This window comes from uncultured Lutibacter sp. (assembly GCF_947495725.1).
Lineage (GTDB): Bacteria > Bacteroidota > Bacteroidia > Flavobacteriales > Flavobacteriaceae > Lutibacter.
On sequence record NZ_CANLZZ010000003.1, the window covers coordinates 176,607 to 199,569 of the forward strand.

At 28.4% G+C, this 22,963-nt stretch carries 24 protein-coding genes; 13 read left to right on the forward strand and 11 right to left on the reverse strand.

What is annotated here, in order from left to right; genetic code table 11:
* Nucleotides 1-61: 61 nt before the first annotated feature.
* Entirely contained in the window at nt 62-2,500 is a 2,439-nt protein-coding gene (locus Q0776_RS07740; RefSeq protein WP_298366720.1) for a M1 family metallopeptidase, read from the forward strand.
* A gap of 52 nt (nt 2,501-2,552) precedes the next feature.
* On the opposite strand, the gene Q0776_RS07745 is transcribed toward Q0776_RS07740, so the two are convergent.
* Nucleotides 2,553-2,969, reverse strand: coding sequence for a helix-turn-helix transcriptional regulator (locus tag Q0776_RS07745; RefSeq protein ID WP_298366722.1), 417 nt, complete (start codon nt 2,967-2,969; stop codon nt 2,553-2,555).
* A 355-nt stretch (nt 2,970-3,324) separates the two neighbouring features.
* Between Q0776_RS07745 and Q0776_RS07750 the strand changes: the two genes are divergently transcribed.
* From Q0776_RS07750 to Q0776_RS07775, 6 genes are all read left to right on the forward strand, one after another.
* Nucleotides 3,325-4,422: a M14 family zinc carboxypeptidase gene (locus Q0776_RS07750; RefSeq protein WP_298366724.1), complete on the forward strand. Its 1,098-nt coding sequence runs from the start codon at nt 3,325-3,327 to the stop codon at nt 4,420-4,422.
* Nucleotides 4,423-4,492: 70 nt separating this feature from the next.
* The gene (locus Q0776_RS07755; protein WP_298366727.1) at nt 4,493-4,972 is read left to right on the forward strand and encodes a winged helix-turn-helix transcriptional regulator; all 480 of its coding nucleotides are present in this window, start codon (nt 4,493-4,495) and stop codon (nt 4,970-4,972) included.
* A 183-nt stretch (nt 4,973-5,155) separates the two neighbouring features.
* A complete protein-coding gene (locus Q0776_RS07760; protein WP_298367487.1) occupies nt 5,156-7,072 on the forward strand; it encodes a dehydrogenase E1 component subunit alpha/beta in 1,917 nt (638 codons plus the stop codon).
* Between the two features lie 85 nt (nt 7,073-7,157).
* On the forward strand, nt 7,158-8,324 hold the full coding sequence (locus Q0776_RS07765; RefSeq protein ID WP_298366729.1) for a PAS domain-containing sensor histidine kinase: 1,167 nt from the start codon (nt 7,158-7,160) through the stop codon (nt 8,322-8,324).
* Nucleotides 8,317-9,366: a response regulator gene (locus Q0776_RS07770; RefSeq protein WP_298366732.1), complete on the forward strand. Its 1,050-nt coding sequence runs from the start codon at nt 8,317-8,319 to the stop codon at nt 9,364-9,366. The genes Q0776_RS07765 and Q0776_RS07770 overlap by 8 nt, the downstream gene beginning before the upstream one ends.
* Before the next feature lie 355 nt (nt 9,367-9,721).
* Nucleotides 9,722-10,165, forward strand: a complete 444-nt coding sequence (locus Q0776_RS07775) for a hypothetical protein (RefSeq protein WP_298366734.1) — start codon at nt 9,722-9,724, stop codon at nt 10,163-10,165.
* A 216-nt stretch (nt 10,166-10,381) separates the two neighbouring features.
* On the opposite strand, the gene Q0776_RS07780 is transcribed toward Q0776_RS07775, so the two are convergent.
* Nucleotides 10,382-11,119 carry a pseudouridine synthase gene (locus tag Q0776_RS07780; protein WP_298366737.1) on the reverse strand — a complete coding sequence of 246 codons (738 nt, stop codon included), beginning with the start codon at nt 11,117-11,119 and terminating at the stop codon, nt 10,382-10,384.
* A gap of 106 nt (nt 11,120-11,225) precedes the next feature.
* Between Q0776_RS07780 and Q0776_RS07785 the strand changes: the two genes are divergently transcribed.
* Genes Q0776_RS07785 through Q0776_RS07805 form a run of 5 tightly spaced genes read left to right on the forward strand, consistent with a single transcriptional unit; the run spans nt 11,226 to nt 13,772 of the window.
* Complete coding sequence (locus Q0776_RS07785; protein WP_298366739.1) at nt 11,226-11,708, forward strand: lipocalin family protein; 483 nt, start codon at nt 11,226-11,228, stop codon at nt 11,706-11,708.
* A gap of 3 nt (nt 11,709-11,711) precedes the next feature.
* Nucleotides 11,712-12,425 (forward strand): OmpA family protein, encoded by a 714-nt coding sequence (locus Q0776_RS07790; protein ID WP_298366740.1) that lies wholly within the window; start codon nt 11,712-11,714, stop codon nt 12,423-12,425.
* A 28-nt stretch (nt 12,426-12,453) separates the two neighbouring features.
* Nucleotides 12,454-13,227 (forward strand): sulfite exporter TauE/SafE family protein, encoded by a 774-nt coding sequence (locus Q0776_RS07795; RefSeq protein WP_298366742.1) that lies wholly within the window; start codon nt 12,454-12,456, stop codon nt 13,225-13,227.
* 10 nt (nt 13,228-13,237) lie between these two features.
* Nucleotides 13,238-13,420, forward strand: coding sequence for a CPXCG motif-containing cysteine-rich protein (locus Q0776_RS07800; RefSeq protein WP_298366745.1), 183 nt, complete (start codon nt 13,238-13,240; stop codon nt 13,418-13,420).
* A gap of 19 nt (nt 13,421-13,439) precedes the next feature.
* A complete protein-coding gene (locus tag Q0776_RS07805) occupies nt 13,440-13,772 on the forward strand; it encodes a Dabb family protein (RefSeq protein ID WP_298366747.1) in 333 nt (110 codons plus the stop codon).
* Nucleotides 13,773-13,785: 13 nt separating this feature from the next.
* Here the strand turns inward: Q0776_RS07805 and Q0776_RS07810 are convergent, their stop codons facing one another.
* The 3 genes from Q0776_RS07810 to Q0776_RS07820 form a co-directional block, all read right to left on the reverse strand.
* Nucleotides 13,786-14,883, reverse strand: coding sequence for a TlpA disulfide reductase family protein (locus Q0776_RS07810; RefSeq protein WP_298366749.1), 1,098 nt, complete (start codon nt 14,881-14,883; stop codon nt 13,786-13,788).
* 78 nt (nt 14,884-14,961) lie between these two features.
* Nucleotides 14,962-15,255 (reverse strand): thioredoxin, encoded by a 294-nt coding sequence (gene trxA / locus Q0776_RS07815; RefSeq protein ID WP_298366751.1) that lies wholly within the window; start codon nt 15,253-15,255, stop codon nt 14,962-14,964.
* A gap of 91 nt (nt 15,256-15,346) precedes the next feature.
* On the reverse strand, nt 15,347-16,558 hold the full coding sequence (locus Q0776_RS07820) for an MFS transporter (RefSeq protein WP_298366753.1): 1,212 nt from the start codon (nt 16,556-16,558) through the stop codon (nt 15,347-15,349).
* 102 nt (nt 16,559-16,660) lie between these two features.
* Here Q0776_RS07820 and Q0776_RS07825 point away from each other — a divergent pair, with 102 nt between their 5' ends.
* The gene (locus Q0776_RS07825; protein WP_298366755.1) at nt 16,661-17,260 is read left to right on the forward strand and encodes a class I SAM-dependent methyltransferase; all 600 of its coding nucleotides are present in this window, start codon (nt 16,661-16,663) and stop codon (nt 17,258-17,260) included.
* Between the two features lie 819 nt (nt 17,261-18,079).
* Here Q0776_RS07825 and Q0776_RS07830 read toward each other — a convergent pair.
* The 6 genes from Q0776_RS07830 to Q0776_RS07855 are packed head-to-tail and all read right to left on the reverse strand — an operon-like array spanning nt 18,080 to nt 22,908.
* The gene (locus tag Q0776_RS07830; protein WP_298366758.1) at nt 18,080-19,186 is read right to left on the reverse strand and encodes an L-dopachrome tautomerase-related protein; all 1,107 of its coding nucleotides are present in this window, start codon (nt 19,184-19,186) and stop codon (nt 18,080-18,082) included.
* Between the two features lies 1 nt (nt 19,187).
* Nucleotides 19,188-19,658, reverse strand: coding sequence for a cupin domain-containing protein (locus Q0776_RS07835; protein WP_298366760.1), 471 nt, complete (start codon nt 19,656-19,658; stop codon nt 19,188-19,190).
* A gap of 18 nt (nt 19,659-19,676) precedes the next feature.
* On the reverse strand, nt 19,677-20,690 hold the full coding sequence (locus tag Q0776_RS07840) for a zinc-binding alcohol dehydrogenase family protein (protein WP_298366762.1): 1,014 nt from the start codon (nt 20,688-20,690) through the stop codon (nt 19,677-19,679).
* An 18-nt stretch (nt 20,691-20,708) separates the two neighbouring features.
* Nucleotides 20,709-21,494 carry a glycine betaine ABC transporter substrate-binding protein gene (locus tag Q0776_RS07845; RefSeq protein ID WP_298366765.1) on the reverse strand — a complete coding sequence of 262 codons (786 nt, stop codon included), beginning with the start codon at nt 21,492-21,494 and terminating at the stop codon, nt 20,709-20,711.
* 56 nt (nt 21,495-21,550) lie between these two features.
* Nucleotides 21,551-21,841 carry a putative quinol monooxygenase gene (locus Q0776_RS07850; RefSeq protein ID WP_298366766.1) on the reverse strand — a complete coding sequence of 97 codons (291 nt, stop codon included), beginning with the start codon at nt 21,839-21,841 and terminating at the stop codon, nt 21,551-21,553.
* Entirely contained in the window at nt 21,841-22,908 is a 1,068-nt protein-coding gene (locus tag Q0776_RS07855) for an L-dopachrome tautomerase-related protein (protein ID WP_298366767.1), read from the reverse strand. Before Q0776_RS07855 ends, Q0776_RS07850 begins: the two co-directional genes overlap by 1 nt.
* Between the last annotated feature and the right edge of the window lie 55 nt (nt 22,909-22,963).

The window sequence follows — 22,963 nt, forward strand, 5'->3', positions numbered from 1 at the left end:
TATTAACTACTTAAACTAATTAAAATAGTATTTTTGACGCTTTAAAACTTATAATATAAATATGAAGAAATTAGCTATTGCATTTTTTATGCTTTTTACATTTATTGTAAATGCTCAAGAAAATGTTTATAACCCTGAAAGAGAGAAAGTTAATAATCTTATTCACACTAAATTAAAGGTGAATTTTAACTTTTCTAAAAAAGAAATGAATGGAGAAGCTTGGGTAACATTAACACCTCATTTTTATAAAACAAATAAAGTTGTATTGGACGCCAAAGCTTTTAAAATAAATGAAGTAAAAGTGAATAATGCAAAGGCTGCATATAACTATTCTGATAATCAGCTTACAATAGAGTTAGACAAAACCTACAGTAAAGGAGAGGAATATACAGTATATGTAAATTATATTGCACGCCCCGAAAAGGTTGAACAAAAGGGAAGTAAAAACATTACTGATGCTAAAGGCTTGTATTTTATAGATCCTTTAGATGAAGACCCTGATAAACCTACTCAAATTTGGACCCAAGGAGAAACAGAAGCAAGTAGTTGTTGGTTTCCTACAATTGATGCTCCTAACCAAAAAACAACACAAGAAATTTATATGACTGTGCCAAATAAATTTGTGACACTATCTAACGGATCATTAATTTCTCAAAACAAAAATAATGATGGTAGTAGAACGGATTATTGGAAAATGGATCAAAAACATGCTCCATATTTATTTTTTATGGGGGTTGGAGAATTTAGTATAGTAAATGACACTTGGAATGGTAAAAAAGTTGATTATTATGTAGAGCCAGAATACGAATCTGTTGCTAAAGATATTTTTGGTATGACACCAGAAATGTTAACTTTTTTCTCTGATTTAACTGGGATTCAGTATCCTTGGGATAAATATAGTCAAATGGTTGTTCGAGATTACGTAAGTGGAGCTATGGAAAACACAACCGCAGTAGTTCACGGAGAAACAGCTCAGCAAAAAAAAGGTCAGCTAATAGATAATAATGAATGGGAAGGAACTATAGCTCACGAAGTTTTTCACCATTGGTTTGGCGATTTAGTAACTACAGAAAGTTGGGCGAATTTAACTGTTAATGAATCTTTTGCAACTTATAGCGTGTATTTATGGTACGAATATAAATATGGAAAAGACAAAGCTGCAGCCCATATGTATGAGGATGTTCAAACATATTTACAAAGTGAAAGCGATGAAAAATATTTAGTTAGATTTAACTACCATGATAAAGAAGATATGTTTGATACCGTTAGTTATCATAAAGGAAATGCAATTCTGCATATGCTTCGCGATTTTCTTGGTGATGAAGCATTTTTTCAAGGGTTATCTAAATATTTGAATGATTATAAATTTGGAACAGCTGAAGCGCACGAATTAAGGTTAGCTTTAGAAAAAATTAGCGGAAAAGATTTAAATTGGTTTTTTAATCAGTGGTATTTTGGTAATGGCCACATTAAAGCTACTGTAACTTACGATTTCAATACAATTAACAAAACTGTAACTGTTAATATAAATCAGCAGGAAAAAGTATTTAAATTCCCCTTGTCAATCGATATTTATGAAGATAAACTAAAAACATCTCACAATGTTTGGGTTAATGATAAACAAAGTTCATTTACGTTTCCTTACAATAAATTACCAAAACTAATTAATATAGATGCTAAACATGTGTTGTTAGCTGAATTTACAGATAATAAATCTATAGATAATTATATTTTTCAATTTAATAATGCGCCTCATTATTTAGATAGAAGATTGGCATTAGAAGAAATTGTTAAGCATCAAAAAGATAATAAATCGGCACAAAACGCAATAGTAAAAGCTTTTGATGATCCGTATTATGAAATACGTATAATAGCTTTAGATAATTTAGATTTATTTCAAAAATACAACAAGAGAGATATTATTTCTAAAGTGGAGAAAATTGCGCAAAACGATCCGAAAACATTGGTAAGAGCGGCCGCGTTAGGAGTTTTAGGTAAATTAATTGAACCAATATATAAACCTTTATTTGAAAGAGGTATGAATAGTGAGTCTTATGCAATTGTTAGCAGCTCATTAACTTCATTATATCAAATAGACAAACAGGCTACATTAAACAAAATAAACTCTTTAAGTGATGATGTGAAAGATAATTTAGCAGATGCTATTACTTCTATTTATATTCAAGAAAAAGATAAAACTCAATTACCATTTATTGCTAATCACATTTTAAAAGGAATGTTTTTAACGCAAAATAAAAGAACTCAACAAATTTATGGTAATGCTTTTAAATGGATTGCTGAAAGTGATAATAAAGAAGCTATTATTAATTTAACAAATGATTTTGTAAAACTAGGAAAGCAATACAAAAAGTATAAATTTGATGAATTAGCCATTAATATGCTTAATCAACTTGTTTTTATGCAAAAAGCAACAATAAATAGCAATAAGGAAGAATTAATTGTAATTCTAAAAACCGGTATGGCAAGGCTTATTGAGTAATTATTAATAAAAAGCTTAATAAAAAGGTTTCTATTTAAATAGAAGCCTTTTTTTATGGAGTGTAGTTTTTAAAGCTACCATCAGAATAAAAGATTACAATTCGTTCAATTTCTTTAAAATTGTCCTTAGAAACTATTTTATCCGTTGTTTTAATCTTTAAATTACTTTCGTTATTTGTTTCTTTAATTGATTTATGAATTTCGCTGTTGGTTAATGGAGTAGTAGACGAATTAGTAATTTCTTTCTTTGGAAAAGTACCACTACCATTCAACAACCAATACAGTTCTATTTCTGGAAAAGCTTTTAATACTTTAAGTACAAAATCTAAGCTTGGTTTATTTCTTCCAGAAAGTAAATGAGAAATACTTGAGCGTTGAATATCTAATTTTTCAGCAAAAGAAGATGCTGAAAAATTGTAGTATTCCATCACTTTTTTTAATCTAGCAGAGAACTCTTCAATGTTTACCATTGTAACAATATTTGGTGTTTACAAATTTAAACAAGTAATCTAATATAAAAAAGCATTTAACGATAATTAATTTAAAACACGTAAATAAGTTAAATTATAGGTTTATTTGAAAACACATAAAAAGTTGTATGCCAGTATAATGAAATTAACATATAAGTTTTAATTATAATCAATAAAACTAAACTTGAGTTATAATTTTATACTGACTACATATGTTTACAAATGTATAAAACTTCCAAAATAAAACTGTTTACATTTGTAACTTTAACTAATTTACAATTGTAACAAAACTTTAGAATTTGTTAATATTTAAAAATCCATTTTGTAAAAAACTAATTAAGTATACATTTGTGTTATGAAAAAAATGAATGCTGAAAAAATCCAAAATTGGTATTGTAATAACTTAGAAAAACAATTAAAAGGAAGAAGAGTTTTATTTAATGATATTGAACCTTTAATTAAAAATTTATCTTCAAAATTTAATAAAAAAATTATAGGAAATTCTGAAAGCGGAATTCCAATTTATAGTATTTCTATAGGTACAGGTAAGAAGAAAATTTTACTTTGGTCTCAAATGCACGGTAACGAAAGTACAGGAACAAAAGCTTTGTTCGATTTATTTAATTTCTTGGAGAATGATGACTTGTCATATAACATTTTAAATAATTGCACATTGCAGTTTATTCCACTTTTAAATCCTGATGGAGCTATAAAATTTACTAGAGAAAATTTGAATAACGTAGATTTAAATAGAGATGCGGTTTCTATTTCTGCAACCGAGAGTAAATTATTACGCAATATTTTAGATAATTTTAACCCTAAATTTTGTTTTAACCTTCACGATCAACGATCTATATTTAATGTAGAAGGCACTCCAAATCCGGCAACTATTTCGTTTTTAGCTCCTTCAATTGATAAAGCAAGGACTTTAACAACCGAAAGAAAAGAAACAATGAGTGTAATTGTAGCTATGAATTCTTTACTTCAAGAAATTATTCCAAATCATATTGGTAGATATACAGATGAGTTTTACCCAACAGCAACAGGTGATAATTTTCAAAAATTAGGACATAACACCATATTAATTGAAGCAGGACATTTTGAAAATGATTATGATAGAGAAAAAACTAGAGAATTTAATTTTTACGCTTTGGTTAAAGGCTTAAGTTTTATTGCTAGCTCAAATGATTATACTAATTACCAGAGTTATTTTGATATACCAAACAATGACAAATTGTTTTTAGATATAATTTATAAAAATTTACGAGTTGAAGAAAATGGTAATGAAGAAATTAAAGATGTTGGCATTCAATATAAATTTAAGGTAGAAAATGGGGAGCTTGTAAAATATAAGTGTATTGAAAAAACAGGAAATTTATCTAATTATTATTCTTACAATATAATAAATGGCGAAAAATTGAATTTTAATGAATTAAAATTATCAAATTCGTAAATAATTTGTGTTAGAATCAGTTTTTTTTAATAAATTTGTCTTTTAATTAATAAACTATCTTTAAATAAATATGAAAAAATTCATTTTAGACGAAATTGATCATCAAATTTTAGATATTCTTATCGAAAATGCGAGAACTCCTTTTACAGATATTGCAAAAAAATTAGTTGTTTCCGCTGGTACAATTCACGTAAGAGTGAAAAAAATGGAAGATGAAGGAATCATTAAAGGATCTACGCTAACCTTGGATTATGAAAAAATGGGTTATTCATTTATTTCACATGTTGGTATTTATTTGGCAAAAACTTCAAAAACAAAACAAGTTGTTAACGAGTTAAAGAAAATTCCAAATATTACTATTGCCTATATAACTGCAGGAAAATATAATATATTTTGTAAAATTAGAGCAAAAGACACAACACATGCTAAGGAAATTATTTTTGAAATTGATGATATTGATGGTGTATCAAGAACAGAAACAATGATTTCTTTAGAAGAAAGCATAAATGATAAAACAAGATTAATGCATTCTATATTTAGAGAAATATAAATTTCTCTATTTAATAAAAAAACACCTTATTAGAAATCTAATAAGGTGTTTTTTTTATATGATTTTTAGTACATTTGAGTATATCTAATTACTCTAATGAGATCAAAAAATAAATCAATTAAGCCAATTGTATTTGATAAAAGAAATTTTACCAGTTTACAATTAATTGATTTTTATAAGTCAATGTTAAAACCTCGAATGATTGAGGAAAAAATGTTGATTCTACTTCGACAAGGAAAAATCTCAAAATGGTTTTCAGGAATTGGCCAAGAAGCAATTGCTATAGGAGTGGCATCTGCACTTAATAGTGATGAGTATATTTTGCCAATGCATAGAAATTTAGGTGTTTTTACTTCTAGAAATATACCTTTACACAAATTATTTTCTCAATGGCAGGGTAAAAAAGGTGGATTTACCAACGGTAGAGATCGTTCGTTTCATTTTGGTACACAAGAATTCAAAATAATTGGAATGATTTCTCATTTAGGTCCTCAATTAGGTGTTGCAAACGGGATTGCCTTGGCGCATTTACTAAAAAATGAACAAAAAGTTACTGTAGTATTTTGTGGCGAAGGAGGAACTAGTGAAGGAGATTTTCATGAAGCATTAAATATTGCATCTGTTTGGAAATTACCTGTAATGTTTTGCATTGAAAACAATGGATATGGATTATCTACACCTTCCAGTCAACAATTTAATTGTAAAAATATTGCTGATAAAGGAATAGGCTATGGAATGGAAAGCCATATAATTGAAGGCAATAATATTTTAGATGTAGCTTATAAAGTAAATAAGTTGGCAAAAAAAATGAGATCAAATCCTAAACCTGTTTTAGTTGAGTTTAAAACATTTAGAATGCGAGGTCACGAAGAAGCTAGCGGAACTAAATATGTTCCTCAAGATCTATTGACCAGTTGGGGCAGAAAAGATCCTATTGAAAACTTTCATAATTTTTTAAAAAAAGAAAAAATACTTTCTGAAGAAGTTGATGTTTTATTAAAGGAAGAAATAATTCAAGAAATTAATGAACATTTAAAAATAGCATTTGATGAACCTGAAATTTCTTCAACCATTGAAAACGAATTAAATGATGTATATAAAAACTTTAATTTTATAGAAGAAAAACCTACAGAGAACACCAAGACTATTCGTTTTGTAGACGCTATTTCATTAGGCTTAAAACAATCTATGCAGCAAAATAAAAACCTTGTAATTATGGGGCAAGATATTGCGGAATATGGCGGTGTTTTTAAAATTACTGAAGGATTTTTAGAAGAGTTTGGACTTAAAAGAGTAAGAAATACACCAATTTGCGAATCGGGGATAATTGAAGCAGCATACGGACTTTCAATAAATGGAGTAAAATCTGTTGTGGAACTTCAATTTTCCGATTTTATTACCTCAGGGTTTAATCCTGTAATAAATTTACTAGCCAAATCATATTATAGATGGAATCAACCAGCAGACATTGTACTTAGAATGCCTTGTGGTGCCGGTGTTGGAGCAGGTCCATTTCACAGTCAAACCAACGAAGCTTGGTTTACAAAAACACCAGGTTTAAAAATAGTTTACCCAGCATTTCCAAAAGATGCTAAGGGATTATTAGCTACCGCTATTGAAGATGAAAATCCAGTTTTGTTTTTTGAACATAAAAAATTATATAGAAGTATTTCTCAGGAAGTTCCTTTAAACTATTATAAAATACCTTTTGGTAAAGCGGCCATTTTAAACGAGGGAATTAGTTTATCTATAATTGCTTATGGTGCAGCAGTGCATTGGGCATTAGAAGTTATTGAAAAAAATTTCATATCTGCAGATCTTATTGATTTACGCACACTTCAACCATTAGACACAGAAACCATTTTTGCTTCGGTAAAAAAAACAGGTAAAGTTTTGATTCTTCAAGAAGACTCGTTATTTGGAGGAATTGCTTCCGATATTTCTGCGATTATTACAGAAAATTGTTTTAAATATTTAGATGCTCCAATAAAGCGATTGGGAAGTATTGAAACTCCTATACCATTTGCTAAAAACTTAGAAAACAACTACTTACCAATTGATTCTATTTTGGTGGAAATTCAATATTTATTAAATTATTAAAGAAATAATTTAAACTATAATGATTTAAGTCATACAATTTAATATCAATAACAATTAACTTTATTGTTAATCTCAATTAATTGTTATGCTTTTAAAAGAAAAAACAGCTTTTTATAGAGTCTGCTTTAATTCTATGCAGGTAGGAATTTTGGTTTGTAATAAAAACAAAAAAATTGTACTTGCCAATAATCCTTTAGCTACTATTTTTAATTATTCGATAGATGAAATACATGATAAATATGCCGATGAATTATTTTTAAAAAAGAATTTATTCGATGATTTTATTAAAAACCCAACAAATAAAAAATATAAAAATAGTTTAGAATGTATAGGTATTAATAAAAATGGACAAAAAATAATTTTAGAATTAAGTTTTGGTGAAATGATATATGAAAATAAGTTTTATTACAAGGCGCTTATTGCAGATATTACAGAAAGAAAAAAGAAGGAGAATGAGTTAAATAATATAAATGTTCAACTAGAAAAAGAAGTTGAACTTAGAAATAAAGAGTTGGAAAAAGTTATTGAAAAATTAAAAATTTCATTAAATAAGGAGAAAGAGTTAAACCGTTTAAAAACAAATTTTATTACACTTGCATCTCATGAGTTTAAAACACCTTTAAGTGCTATTTTATCCTCTTCTGAACTTATTGTTAAATATTCGGATCTCAATAATACAGAAAAAATAAATCAACATTTACACAAAATTAAAACGCTTATTCATCATTTAAACAAGATGATTGATAGCTTGTTAACTCTCGAAAATATTGAAAGTGGAGAAATAACGCCCATTTATTCTAATGTGAATTTAAATGATCTAATTTTAGAAATTATTGAAAACTCAAAGTCCTTACTATTTTTTAAACAAAAAGTAATTTTCGATAAAACTTGTAACGAAACCGTTTATCAAGACAGAAAAATATTAAAAATAATTATATCAAATATATTATATAACGCTATTAAATATTCAAAAGAAGATAGTGATATTAATATTTTTTGTAAAAACACAAATGATTTTATAGAATTAAGTATTAGGGATAGAGGAATTGGAATACCTGAACAAGATCAACCTTTAATTTTTGAACGCTTTTTTAGAGCAAATAATGCAAGCTATTTGCCTGGAACAGGTGTTGGCTTAAATATTGTTAAAGGATACATTAATTTATTAAAAGGAAACATTTCGTTTAAAAGTACAGAAAATATTGGAACGGTGTTTTGCGTAAGAATTCCAAAAGTGTTAAAAAATGAATAGAAAAGTTTTATTAATAGAAGATGATAAAATTGTAAGAGAAAATACATCAGAAATACTAGAACTAGCAAATTATGATGTAAAAACTGCAGATAATGGTAAAAATGGTATTTCCGTGGCAAATTCTTTTTTGCCTGATATAATTGTTTGTGATATAAAAATGCCTGTTTTGGATGGTTATGGTGTTCTTCAAATTTTATCTAGAAGTAATAAATTAAAACATATTCCTTTTATTTTTCTAACTGCAAAAACACATCATAATGATTTAAGAAAAGGAATGGAGTTTGGTGCTGATGATTATATATGTAAGCCTTTTGAAGAATCGGAACTTTTAAGAGCAATTGAAAGTAGATTAAAACGGGTTAAAAATATAGAAAGTAAGAATAAAACTGAAACACCTAAATTAAAATCCAATTCAATATTTGAAAACATTAAAGATTTTAATAATTTTTTAGATAAAAAAGAGGTTTTTACGTATAAAAAAAATGAATCTATATATTGTGAAGGAAATAGAAGTAACTTTATTTTTTTGATAAAAAAGGGACTTGTTAAAACATTTAAAAATAATGAAATTGGTAAGGAATTAATAACAGGTTATTATTTTGATAATGAGTACTTTGGGTATGCGTCATTTTTAAAAAATTTACCGCATTTAGAAAATGCTACCGCAATTACGAATACAAAATTGTATAAAATTACGAAGAATGAAGTTACATCAATTATAAATAATAACCACAATGTAATATACAATTTTATAGATTTTTTGACCAATAAATTAATTGAGGCAAATGATAAATCATTATTATTTGCATATTCTTCAGTACGAAAAAAAACAGCATTTTTAATTTTAGATTTACTAAAAAAATATCCGCTAAAATCTAAAAATGAAATTACAATTAATCGTACAGATTTGGCTAATTCAGTGGGTATTGCAAAAGAAACCCTTATAAGAACACTTCACGATTTTAAAAAAGAAAATCTTATTGATTTAACTCCTAAATCAATAAAAATATTAAACATTGATAAACTAAAAAGAATTCAATAAAACTATATAATGATCATAATCATTTTTTACATTGATTACGGTCATTGCTAATTAATATTTCCTATACTAAATTAGCTTTTATAAAAATAGACTAGAATATTAAAAAATAAGAAAAAGGGAAAGTAGAAAATTAATTCTAGTATGCTTATTAAATTTTATTATTAGTTAATTTATGTAAATAGTTTATGTTGATTAAAATTTGTTAAGTGAGATTAAGTTTTGTGTTTCTATATATTGGATGTTTTAAGATTAATAACACAAAGTAATATAAGAATTAATTTTCTCAATTGAATCCGAAGGATTCTTAAAACAATACTTCGGATTCTTTTAAGTTGAACTTTCTAAATTAGACATTATGAAGAAGAATGTGCCTATAACTAAAAACTCGCAAATTAAGAGTAGTATTATTGAATTAAAAAATGAAACTTCTGAATGGATTTCGGAAATTAAATTCATTTATATTGAACAAGATTTTTTAGAAGAATTATTGGCGGAACATGTAATGGGGCTTTGTAAAACAAATAATTATAGTCAAGCAAAATTGTTTTTAAAAGGTATTACACATGAAAGAAAATTAGGTAAACTTTTAGAAGAAGAAATTAGAAACCATAATGTAAACTTAGCTCTTTTAATAGAAAATATTTACCTTAAAAAAGAAGATAGTTTTAGAGATAAGCACAAGGTTTTATTATCTGAGGTAAAAAATTACATTCAAAACTTTAAATATATAAAAGAGAAAGTTTTTGAGTTGGTTTTACAAATAATGAAATCCGAGAAAAAGAAAAAATTATTATTATAATAGTATAATAATAAAATCACTAACCGCATTCAGATTTTGGTTCTTTGAAATATTGTATGGCAAGTAATTAAAACGTTTTTTTAAGATATTTACGTGATATTTTCAATTTAATTATTTGATTAGGAATTATTATTTTATTTATTTGAATTGGGGTGCAAATGAGTAACTTAATATATTTTATACAGTATTTTAAAAATTTTAAGTTGAGTGCGGTTTTTACATTTCTACACTTTCCCAATTAAATATTTTAAATATTACATTCCAATTTTCTGGAAATTTTGCTTTTAACGAAATTGCAACATTGCTTATTGGGTGTTTAAACTCAATTGAGTACGCATGCAAAAATAAATTTGAGCAATTAAATTCATTTTCGAACATTCTATTATGAAATCTGTCACCATATTTAGTATCTCCAACAATTGGATGACTTATTTTATTCATGTGAATTCTTAATTGGTGCATTCTTCCTGTAATTGGTTTTAATTTTACCAAGCTATATCTAGAAAAATCGTAAGGATGAACAGGTATTTTCAACTCAATATTATTTAAAACATCACAATGCGTTTCAGCTTCTTTATACACCTTTGTATCTGGATTTTTTACAGGTGTATTTACAATTAAGTTTTCCTTTACAAAGCCACGGACAATTCCACAATAGCTTTTTTTAATTTTACTAGAATTAAATAATTCTTGAAAACTAGAGACCAATTCTTTTTTTTTGGAAAGAACAATTACACCAGAAGTTTTTCTATCTAACCTATGAACTGGATAAAGTTCTAAATTTAATTGAGCTTTAAGCAGTTGCAAAAGGGTATTTTCTTTAATGTTTCTCGCATAATACGAGTTATGCACTAATACATTATTAGGTTTATTGGCTATTATTAAATAGGGATCCTCATATAAAATTTCTACTAACATGCGGCAAATATAAACATTCAAAAAATGAGTAATCATTTAACATTTTTTTTTGTTAAAGTAAATTAGAATAATTGTTCAGAATTTTTATCTTTATCGCTTAAAGCTAACCTCCAAAATATTATTTTAATTAAATTAAAAAAAAATGAAAAAAATTATTTTTCTTACATTAACTGTGGCCTTGTTACTAGTTTCTTGCGGATCTTCAAAAACAGTAAGAACATCTAAAAAGGTCATGAAAGGGGAATGGACTCTAAACGATATCTCATATGATAAATATGGAACCTTTAGAATTACATTTTTTAATGATGCAACAAAGGATTGTATGATTGGAAGTGATTGGAAGTTTGTTCCAAACAATAATTCTGGAATTTATACCATACAAAATGTAAATTGTATTACTGGAGATCGAGACTTTATTTTTACCATTCAAGAAATTAACGAAGAAAACGGATTGTACGACTTTCTACTTAAACCAGTAGATAAAAAAGGAAAATCTGCTTCAAACAGAGGTTTTAGATTAAAACTTGTTCAATTATCAGACACAAACATGGTTTGGGAACAAGAAGCATCTTTAGATGGTAAAACAATAACAATGACTCTTAATTTTTCAAAAAAAAATAACTAAAAAATGAAAACAACTTTAAAAAAATTATCGATAGGAATATTAGCTCTTGGATTGGTTTTTAATCTAAGTAGCTGTCAAGCAACAAAAAATGCAAATAGTTCTCAAAAAGGAGCAGTAATAGGAGCTGCCGGAGGTGCTATTCTTGGTGCAATAATTGGAAATAACACTGGAAAAAAAGGCAGCGGTGGAGAATTAGGCGCTGTAATTGGTGGTGTTGTTGGTGGAACTGCCGGTGTTTTAATAGGTAAAAAAATGGATAAACAAGCACAACAAATTGAAGAAGAAATTCCTGGTGCTGTTGTAGAACGTATTGATGACGGAATTGTAGTTACTTTCGATGAAAATAGTGGTGTACATTTCGATACAAATAAATACAATATTACAAACGATTCTGAAGTGTTATTAAATAAACTTGCTTTAATTTTACAAGAATATCCTGATACAAATGTACTTGTTGTTGGACATACAGACAGTACTGGATCTGATACTTATAATATGACTCTTTCACAAAATAGAGCTCAGGCAGTTACAGATTACTTTACTAAAACTAAAGGTTTAAGTGCAGACAGATTAACAACAAGATGGTTTGGAGAAGAGCAACCAGTTGCTGATAATAACACAGCCGAAGGTCGTTCAAAAAATAGAAGAGTTAATATAGGAATTGTTCCTAATGAAAAAATGAAAGAAGACGCTAAAAAAGAGGCAGGTTCTAATTAATACTAAACTATAAATTTAAAATATTTGTATGATTGAGAATTATATAAATGATGAAATCCTTAATTTTCAATTAACAACAATAGATTGGCTCTTAGCATTGCTAGGAGCCTTCTTTTTAGGTTTAAGTAAAGCTGGAATAAAAGGAATTGGTGTTATAATTGTAACAATAATGGCCATTGTATTTGGTGGAAAAGCATCTACAGGAGTGCTTATTCCTATGATGATTTTCGCCGATATTTTTGCAGTTATTTATTACCATAGACATACACAATGGAAATACTTAGTGAAATTATTACCTGCAATGGCTGTTGGAGTTTTATTGGGTGTTTTACTAGGAAATGACATTTCAGATGTTGTTTTTAAACAATTAATGGCATTTTTAATTTTAGGGATTGTTGTTTTTATGATTTTTATGGAAAGAAAAAAATCAAATGATATTCCTAAAAATAGATTTTTCTCAATTGGAACTGGCCTTTTAGCCGGATTCACATCAATGATTGGTAATTTAGCAGGTTCATTCTCAAATATTTACTTTTTAGCTATGCGATTACCAAAAAATGAATTTATTGGTACAGCTGCCTGGTTATTTTTTATAATAAATGTATTTAAATTACCTTTTCATATTTTTGTTTGGAAAACAGTTGGTAAAGAAAGCATACTGCTAAATTTAGTGTTAATACCAGCAATACTTGTTGGTTTTATAGCAGGTGTTTACTTGGTAAAACTTATTAATAACGCTGCCTATAGAAAGTTTATTTTAATTGTAACAGCTGTTGGTGCATTAATAATTCTATTTAAATAATTGAATACAAATGGAGGAATATTTTTTTCAATGTCCATATTGTTGGGAAGAGATTTCTATGTTATTAGATAGTTCTGTAAATTCGCAAACTTATATTGAAGATTGCGAAGTTTGTTGCAATCCAATTGAAATTAATCCTATATTTAAAAACAATGAATTAATTGATTTAGGTATAAATAACATAGAACAATAAAAAACACAAGAACCTTACTATGAGTGCTATTGATACAACAAAAGAAAGCTTTATTCACGTAGTTTTATTTTGGTTAAAAAATCCAACAGATAAAAATGATCGTGCTGAATTTGAAAAAGCGATGAATACCTTTTTAGAAACCTCTAAATATGCAAAAACTAAACATTTTGGAGTTCCTGCTAAAACAAATAGACCAGTAGTTGACAGTAGTTATACGTATTGCCTAAAAACCACTTTCCTAAACATTGAAGAACACGATAAATATCAAGTAGAACCAGCTCATAAATTATTTATTTCTGAAGCATCAAAACTATGGGAAAAAGTACTTATTTACGATTCTGAAATGATTTAATTTATTTTAATAATTATTTAAATATTTTTTTTAATTCATTCTCTAATCTAGAAATTGAAATTTTATTTTCAATAATGCCTCCATTTCCATCAAGTAAAATCATATGTGGAATAGATTCTACATTAAACATATAGGCAATTCTCATATTATCATCGTAAATATGATTCCAGGCTAACATATTATCTTCTGTAATACCAGTTGTCCAAGCATCTTTGGTTTTGTCTTCGGATATTGTTATAATATCAAACCCCTTACTTTTGTAACGATTATAAATATTTTTAACCTGTGGTGTTACTGCTCGACACGGTCCACACCAACTTGCCCAAAAATCAATTAAAACAGCTTTTTTTCCACTTAATGCATTTTGTAGACTAAGATTTCCTCCGTTTAATGATTCTCCAGAAAATAACGGAGCCATACGTCTTTTAACAACAATTGGTTTTTTTTCACTTTCTTTTTTTGCTATCAGTTCCAATGCTTCAAGTTTCTCAATTTCAGAATTAATTTTGGGTAACCATTGTTGGTGATTTAACGTTTCAGAAATAGATTTTAATTCAATTAAATTTTTCTTCTTTAAATTATTGTTATTTAATGCATCTTTTATAATATAATTTGCAATAGGAGCGTGGTTGGTACTTTTTATATGTTTAATTTTAAAACTAAAAATTAAGTTGTTTATAGAATCAAAAGCTTTAATGTTGTCTATTGCATTTACAGAGCTTAACTTATTATTTAATAAGGAAAGTTCTTCATTGTAACTATTTAATTTGTTTTGAATGGAGCCGCCATATGCAAATTGAGATAGAGGCGAGGCGTACACAAATAATTGTGTGTTTTCTAATAAAATAGGAACTAATATTTCACTATTTTTAAAATGAATTGTATAAAACTGAACGCTATCAACTGTTCCTGAAAAAGAAGCAATATTACCAGCTATTAAAGCCGAATCAACTTTTATATTTTTACTATTATATAAATATGCTTTTGTGGAATTTATATTATTTAGTGAAACATTTAAGGTAAAACCAGAAACTTGTTTTTTCTTTTCGTCATTGCAAGAAATGAAACATACAAAAGCTAAAAGAGCAATTAAAAATGTTAAATTTTTCATCTATTTTTTTTTACAAGTATAGATAATAAAATTAACATTTAAAAAAAAGACTAAAAAGCGGGTGCAAAAACCACTTAATTAAGAATTTAGGGCTTGTTTTAATTGGGTAATTGTTTGCATACCCGATTGTCTCCAAACTTGTTTTCCTTGTTTAAAAATAATAAATGTTGGTACCCCCTGAACTTGATACTTTGCTGATAACGATTTATTTTTATCTACATTAATTTTTATGATGCTAACTGTATCTTTTAATTCAGTTTTTAATTGTTTTAGTACTGGCGCCATTGATTTACATGGTCCGCACCAATCTGCTGTAAAATCCACCAAAACAGGAACATTTTGATTGATAATATCGTTAAATGACTTTTTCATTTTTCAAAATTTTTAAAACACTCTTAAAGTTACAAAATAGCATAGTATTTTTTGTTAAAATAAGGTTGTTTTTTAAGTGTTAAAGTCGAGTTTATTCCGAGAATTTTAACTTTAATCTCGTTTTCTTTATAAAAAGCAGCACTACAATAGAAATACTTCCACAAATTAAAAAACCTACAAACAAGGGAAGGGCAGAAGTGGTAATATTTCTACCAATATAAATGCTTATTGGAACAGCCATAAGTGTTGATATAAATCCAGTAATTGCCGCTCCCATTCCTGCAATATGTCCAACTGGTTGCATAGCAAGAGCGCGAATATTTCCAAATAAAAATCCAATAGAAAAAAACTGTATAAAAAAGAAAATTAATAAAACATAAATACTTGGATTTATACCCATTGAAAAAAGAACTACATAAATAAAAGAATTTAGTGAAAATAAACTTAATGCGATGGTAACAATACGCTCCATTCCTAATTTAACAACCAATGTTCCATTTAAAAAAGTTGCAGAACCAACAGAAACTGCCAAACCTGCAAAAATATATGGAAATTCGTTAACCATTTGGTATTGATTTTCAAAAATTTGTTGTGCAGTACTTAAATACACCATAAAAGAACCTGTTATAAAACCTGAAATAATTGTAAATCCAATGGTGTCTTTATATTTTAACAACTCTTTAGAACTACTTATAAATTGCGTTGAAGTAAACTTAATTTTGTTTTTTAACAACAAAGTTTCTGGTTGCCTAATATAAAACCAAATAGCAATTAAAACAGTGAATATCAGTTGTATATAAAATATATATTCCCAGCCATAACTATCTAAAATTAGTTTTCCAATTGCAGGTGCAACTATTGGAACAAGTATAAAAATAACGGTAACAAAAGACATAATTCTAGCCATATAATTACCACTATAAGTATCTCGTATTATTGAAATACTAATGGTTCTAGGACCTGAAAGTCCAACACCTTGTAATAAACGACCGAGTAACATTATTTCTAACGATTCTGAAGAAACACAAATAAAACTCGCAAAAATAAATATAGCAAATCCAGCATAAACAAGAGGTTTCCTTCCTAAACTATCAGACAAGGGTCCAAATAACAGAGGTCCAATTCCTAAACCAATAAAAATAAATATAATAAGCAATTGATTATCTCTAGAATCAATCACATTTAACGACGAACTTATAATATTTAATGCAGGTAATAAAGCATCAATGGCCAATGCAACTACCGACATTAATGAGGCCATTAAAGCTACGAATTCTAATTGTGATATTGATTTATTTTGCATTGTGCAAATGTAAGTTAATAGACATTAATGCTATATTTTTTATTATTGAAATTGAATATACCATCATAAGTTTTTGTAATTTGGCTTTGTAATATTGTAATTATGAATTTACCATTACTTAAAGAATCAATTGAAGGTATTGATATCTATTTATTGGATCAAATTTTAAAATCAAGGTACCAAACAAATGAAAAAATTTTAGATGTTGGATGCGGAACAGGGAGAAATTTAAAATGGTTTTACCTTAATAACTATAAAATTTATGGAATAGATTTAAATAGTGAATATATTGAATTTTGTAAAAATAGGTATCCCAAACGCAAGGATTATTTTAAACAAGCATTAGTAAATTCAATTCCATATTTGGATAATAGTTTTAAACATATTGTATGCAATGCAGTTTTGCATTTTGCTAAAGATTTAACAGAGTATTTGAAAATGTTTTATGAAATGCTTCGAATATTAGAACCTGGTGGTAGTTTATTTATTAGAATGGCTTCGGAATTTGGAATTGAACATATGATTAAACATTTAGGAGATGGAAATTATTTGCTACCAGATAATTCAACACGATTTTTATTAACCTCAGAATTATTGACAGAATTAAAGAACAACAATAATATTATATTTTTGGAAGATGTTAAAACAACAATTGTTGAAAACAAGAGAAGTATGACTACAATAGTGTTGCAGAAAAAATAAAGTGTAGAAGTGGTTTTAAAATACTCTATTTAACATAATATAAATTATAGTACAAATGTATTGTTTAGTTAATAAGAGTGGTTTATCCATTTGATAGCTATAATGTAGTATTATGTAAAATATCCCAGAAGCATTCGTTTACATAAGAATAATTGGAACTTGGGTCATTAAACTATTAAGCGGTTTGCTTCGCAGCGTTTATAAAACATTTGTATCTATAATTAGCCGTTATGTAAAATAGCCGCTACCAAGCGTTCGATTGTTTTATAAAATCAAATTGCTCTGCAATTTATTTTACACACAATTATCCACCGCTTGCCAACGCCAAAATAAAAGCTAACCTTTTTGCTCTTATTAAAAATCGCGTATTCGATAAAATGTACGTAATAAAAAATTTTAGACGATTCTCGTGGATTGCCACAAGAGCATAAATTTTAAGAAATCGACTTTTTAGGAGATTCACGAACACATTTGAAGTTTCTGCAAATAATTAAATATGTGAGTAAAAATAAAATTCTATGCACTTGTTATATGTAGAACTTCAATTAATCTTTTTTTTAATTCTTTCATTATCTTTTGTCTTGAAACAAAAGAAACAAAAATTCAAGGCTGCATAAACTTTTGGAAACAATTTACGGCTTATTCGCTATATTTTAGGAAACATTGTAACTAGTTAACAGCGCTTAGAAATACCTTGTATAATTGAAACTGTTAAGAAACCGTATTACTAAACACCTAATATATGCACGCTCACTTCACCTTATTGTTTTACCAAAATTTTATGAGGCCGAGTTAAAATCGAGTTTCTATTTTACATAATTATCTAAAAGAAACTCCTTTTACCAATGGCTTAAATCTGAAAGTGTAAAACGGTTTTGTTGACTGATCTTTACCATTATTAAAAACTGCACCTTTGTTTACTTGTGCTGCAGAAACATACATATAACCATCTACATGGTTGTAACTTACACCATCTGGCCATACCATGTTTTTATCTTTAGTCATGGTTTTTACACTTCTATCTTTTGCCAAAACTACAGCTACGCTTTTAGTCTCTAAAGCAGTGAGATAAAGGTTTCCTGCTGTATCAATGCTCATTCCGCCATTGTTTGGTTTTTCTGAATAGGTTTCAATTTTGCCATCTAATTCTGTTTCAGTAAAACTTTCATTTACTAAATCTAAAGTCTTAATTCTGTAGATTTTTGTTCCATTCAATGGTCCATAATAAATGTATTCAAAATCTTTATCTGTTGTAATTCCGTCGTTTCCAACTAACAGATCATTTCCGTTAACAGCTAAATGTTTTCCATTTATAACAGTTGGTGTGTTTTCTGGAATTGTTGTTCGAGTTCCTTCTAATATACGACGTGTTTTACCTGTTTTCATATCCACAATAATGAAAGCCCCTTTACTGCCATCTCCTCCATTTCCAATGCCTTCATCTGCAATAATGAAAAACCCATGTTTAGTATCAACAACCATATCATTTGGCTGTGATTCTTTTGGAACTGAAGATTTTGGCAAGTAATATATACGCTCTAATTGGTTAGTTTTAGTGTTCCAACCCACAATTTTTGGTGTTACATTATCACGTTGTGCCATATCTAACATCCATACAATGCCATTTTTATCATTTCTTATTCCGAGGACATTACTTAAAAAATTATCGTCTGTGTCTCTTGGTGTATTCCATGCTTTATTAGGAAACGGGTTGCTTTCCTTGGTTTTAGCATCCATAATCATTACTCTGTTATCTGGCGCAAAAAAAGGATGATGACTATACACTAAATCTCCGGAGTTTGTAAATGTAATATTACCAACTGCCTGATCTGTAGTTGCAAAAACTTCAGAATCTGTTATTGCTGTTTGTCCATGTGTTACCATAACTGTTATTATTAGACTTAAAGTGATTATATGTTTTTTCATTTTACTTGCTTTTTTTTAAATAATCTGGTAATTCTTTAGTTAACCAATCTTGACGAACAGGAACATGTACATCTAAATCAACCGTTTTTTCTAAAGCCCAAAATTCATGTGGTACATTCTCAGGGAACACGATAACTTCTCCTGCCCCAACTTCTACAAATTGTTCTTTACCATCGATAATAGTCTTGATTTTAACCTTGCCAGACATGATGTAGGTAATTTGTTCATTTGGGTGTTTATGCCACGGAATATGGGATCCTTTCTCTAAATTAAAAATGGTCATTTGTCCTTTTTTTCCATGAAACCATTTACGTTTAATTCCTTTACCAATAGTTTCAGATTGCATATCGTCAAAATTGAAATGTTGGATTTTTGATGTTGCTACAGAATCTATAGTTGTTACCTGTGCTTTTGTGTTATTTATAAAAAATAACACAAAGCTTAACGCTAGGACTAGTCTTTGAATACTCATTTTATATACTTATTTTGATTAAAATAAAATAACTGTTTTTCCAATAGATTTACTTGATTCTTGTACTTCATGTGCCTTCTTTAAATTCGCTACTGTAAACCCTTCAAGTGTGGTTGTTAAAGTTGATTTTAAAGTGCCATTGTCTAATAAGTCTGCAACATGATTTAAAATTTCGTGTTGTCTATCCATATCTTCTGTGTTAAACATAGAGCGTGTGTACATTAATTCCCAAGAAAAAGTAACACTCTTAGATTTCATAATGTTTAAATTTAACGGCTTACTACTTTCTGTAATTGAAACAATATGTCCTTGTGGTTTTATAATTTCTGCAGCTGTTTCCCAATAGCCTTCTAAGTCCACAAAATCCAAAATATAGTTCACTTGAGAATGCCCGATTTTTTCTAATTCTTCTTTTAAGTTGTGATGATTTACCACAAAATCAGCGCCTAAATCTTTACACCAAGCAATTGAATCTGGTCTTGAAGCTGTGGCAATTACGGTTAAATTTCCTAGTTTTTTAGCCAATTGAATAGCAATAGAACCAACTCCGCCAGCACCTGCTAAAACTAAAACAGTTTTGCCTTGGTCTTTTTTTGGATTAATTTTAATTCTATCAAATATTGCTTCATAAGCAGTTAAACTTGTTAAAGGCATTGCTGCAGCTTCGGCAATTGTTAGGTTTTTTGGTTTACGACCTACAATACGCTCGTCGACTAATTGAAATTCAGCATTACTACCGCTTCTGGTAATATCTCCAGCATAAAATACTTCGTCACCCACTTTAAATTTGGATGTTTGGTCTCCAACAGCTTCCACTATTCCTACAGCATCCCACCCAATAACTTTTGGTGTTTCTAAAACTGCATCTTTTGCAGCAGATTCTCTAATTTTAAAATCTACTGGATTTACAGAGTTTGCTTGAACTTTAACTAAAATGTCAAATCCTGTTGGACTTGGTTTTTCTGTTTCAAATAAAATGAAACTATTTTCTTCTTGTATTGGTAATGATTGTTTAAATCCTATTGCTTTCATTATATGTTTTTTTTTAAATTATCTATTTTGTTCTAACCAAGTTTTGGTTACTTTATCTATGTCCATACCTTCAACGCTTACTTTATAATCCAATTCAGCGATAACATCATTGCCAAAACGAAGGCTGTCTAAAACTTTTAATTGCTCTGAAGAGAATAAATCTTTTTTATCATCTCTAATTAATAAAACAGCTTCGTCCACAACTCCTAATAAACCTTTTGGGTCTTTAAGTTCTCTGATTTTGTGTTTATAATGTAAAAATTGTGGATTCCATAAAGGCACAACAATCCACTCTTTATTAGCAACGGCGTTTTCAAAAGCACTGAAACAATCTTCTTCTGTTCCCTTATGAAAAGAGTATCCAGCTTCACCTAAATTGTAATCGGTAATCATTTGAGCTGAAAAACGACTTATACCAGCTCCAGGATTAATACCTTGAATTCTACGATTCATTTTTGCTAATACTTCTGGTTTTAATAAATCTGAAACTTCACTTACATCTTCTTCAGAAACAAATTCTGGAACTCCCCATAAGGCATAAGGCTTGTAATGAAGTCCTAAATTTGTAAGTGGAACCGTTTTTTGAACTTCTGCTCTGTATCCACCATGACTGGAAGGCAACCAAGCAGATGTTAAAAGGTCTGTCTTTCCTTCCTTTAAGTTTTGGAAGTTTTTTTCGTGGTGCTCATAAATACGATTTACTTCAAAACCCATATCAATAAGCACGTTTGCTACTAATGAAGCCGCTATTCTATGAAAAGATAAATTAGTTACGCCAATAGTTATTTTTTTATTTGATATCATGATATTTAGTGATGAAAGTAAAAGCGTATTCTATAATGAATACGCTCATACAGCTATTAACCAATTACGGTCATTTGGTTTACTACGAATTCTTCAACAGCACCTTCAGTCGCTTTTATGTAATCGGCTAAATGTTGATTATTCATGTGTTCTTGCCAGAGTTCCTTGCTTACCCAATTTTCATGGAATAAAAACAAATTTGGATTTTCGTTATCTTGATGTAAATCATAGTTGACACATCCTTTTTCCGCTCTTGTAATTGGAATTAATTTTAATAATTCTGCTTTTACAAATTCTCTTTTTTCTTCTTTAGCTATTATTCTTGCTACAATTGTTAACTTGCTCATTATCTTTGTTTTAAAAGTTTTGTTTTTACAACTAAATAAGGTCCAGTACTCACGTCTTCGCCATTATTTAAAGCTGCTGTTCTATTTAACTGATCTATTGTTCCGTAAACATACCCATCGTTTGCAACGTATAATCCATCTGGCCATGATTGACCTTCTGGTAAGGTTGCTAAGGTTTTAAAACCATCATTTTTATTGTAAACACCTATTTCAGTTTTTTCGATGGTTGTTACATATACGTTTTCGTTTGCATCTACTTCAATACCATCGCTAAAAGACTTGTCTCCAAATTTTTCTATTCCGTTTGTTAATGTTTCCTCATCAACAAAACTACTTGCAGCAACTCTATAAATAGTTCTTCCATTTAAAGCTCCGAAATACACATAATTAAAATTAGGGTCTACCGCAATCGGGTTTAAAGCAAATCCACCTTCAGTTTCTGGCATCATTGATGGATGGTTTTGTGCCATTCTTTTAGCTTCGCCATTTTCAGTGTTTATAACAATAAAAGCAGGTTCTGGTGCGCTTTTTAAATCGCCTTGAGTCATATCAGCAATGATAACTCGATTGTGTTTTTCATCAATAATAAAATCTTGTAAAAAACTAGCTGGCTTTACCACAGCTTCTGGAATGGCAATGGTTTTTACTAATTTTTCATTTTTAGTATCCCAAACCACAAATTGTTTAGTTCCCATATCTAACAACCAAAGATTGTCTTTGCTATCTGCTCTAATTCCTATAACTGCTTTTAGATTTGAGTTCTCTCCAGTTGAATATTCAGCATTAGGATAGGCAACATTTTTCCCATCTTTATTTATTTCAAAAACTTTAGTTGTTGGTGAAACCAATGGATTCATGGTAACAAATATTCTTCCGTTTGTTGTAACAGCTAAATTTCCAGGTCTAATGTCATGACTAGAAAATACTGTTTCGGCAGTTTTTATTTCATAATTAGTTTTTTCTGTTTGGGTTGCTGATTCTTCAGATTGAACATTCTTTTTATCGTTTGGAGATTTACACATTATCAATACAGAAGATAAAAATGTTAATACTATTAATTTTTTCATTGTTTCTATTTTTAAAGTTTAATATTTTTTTCGTTTTTAATTACACTGCAAATTT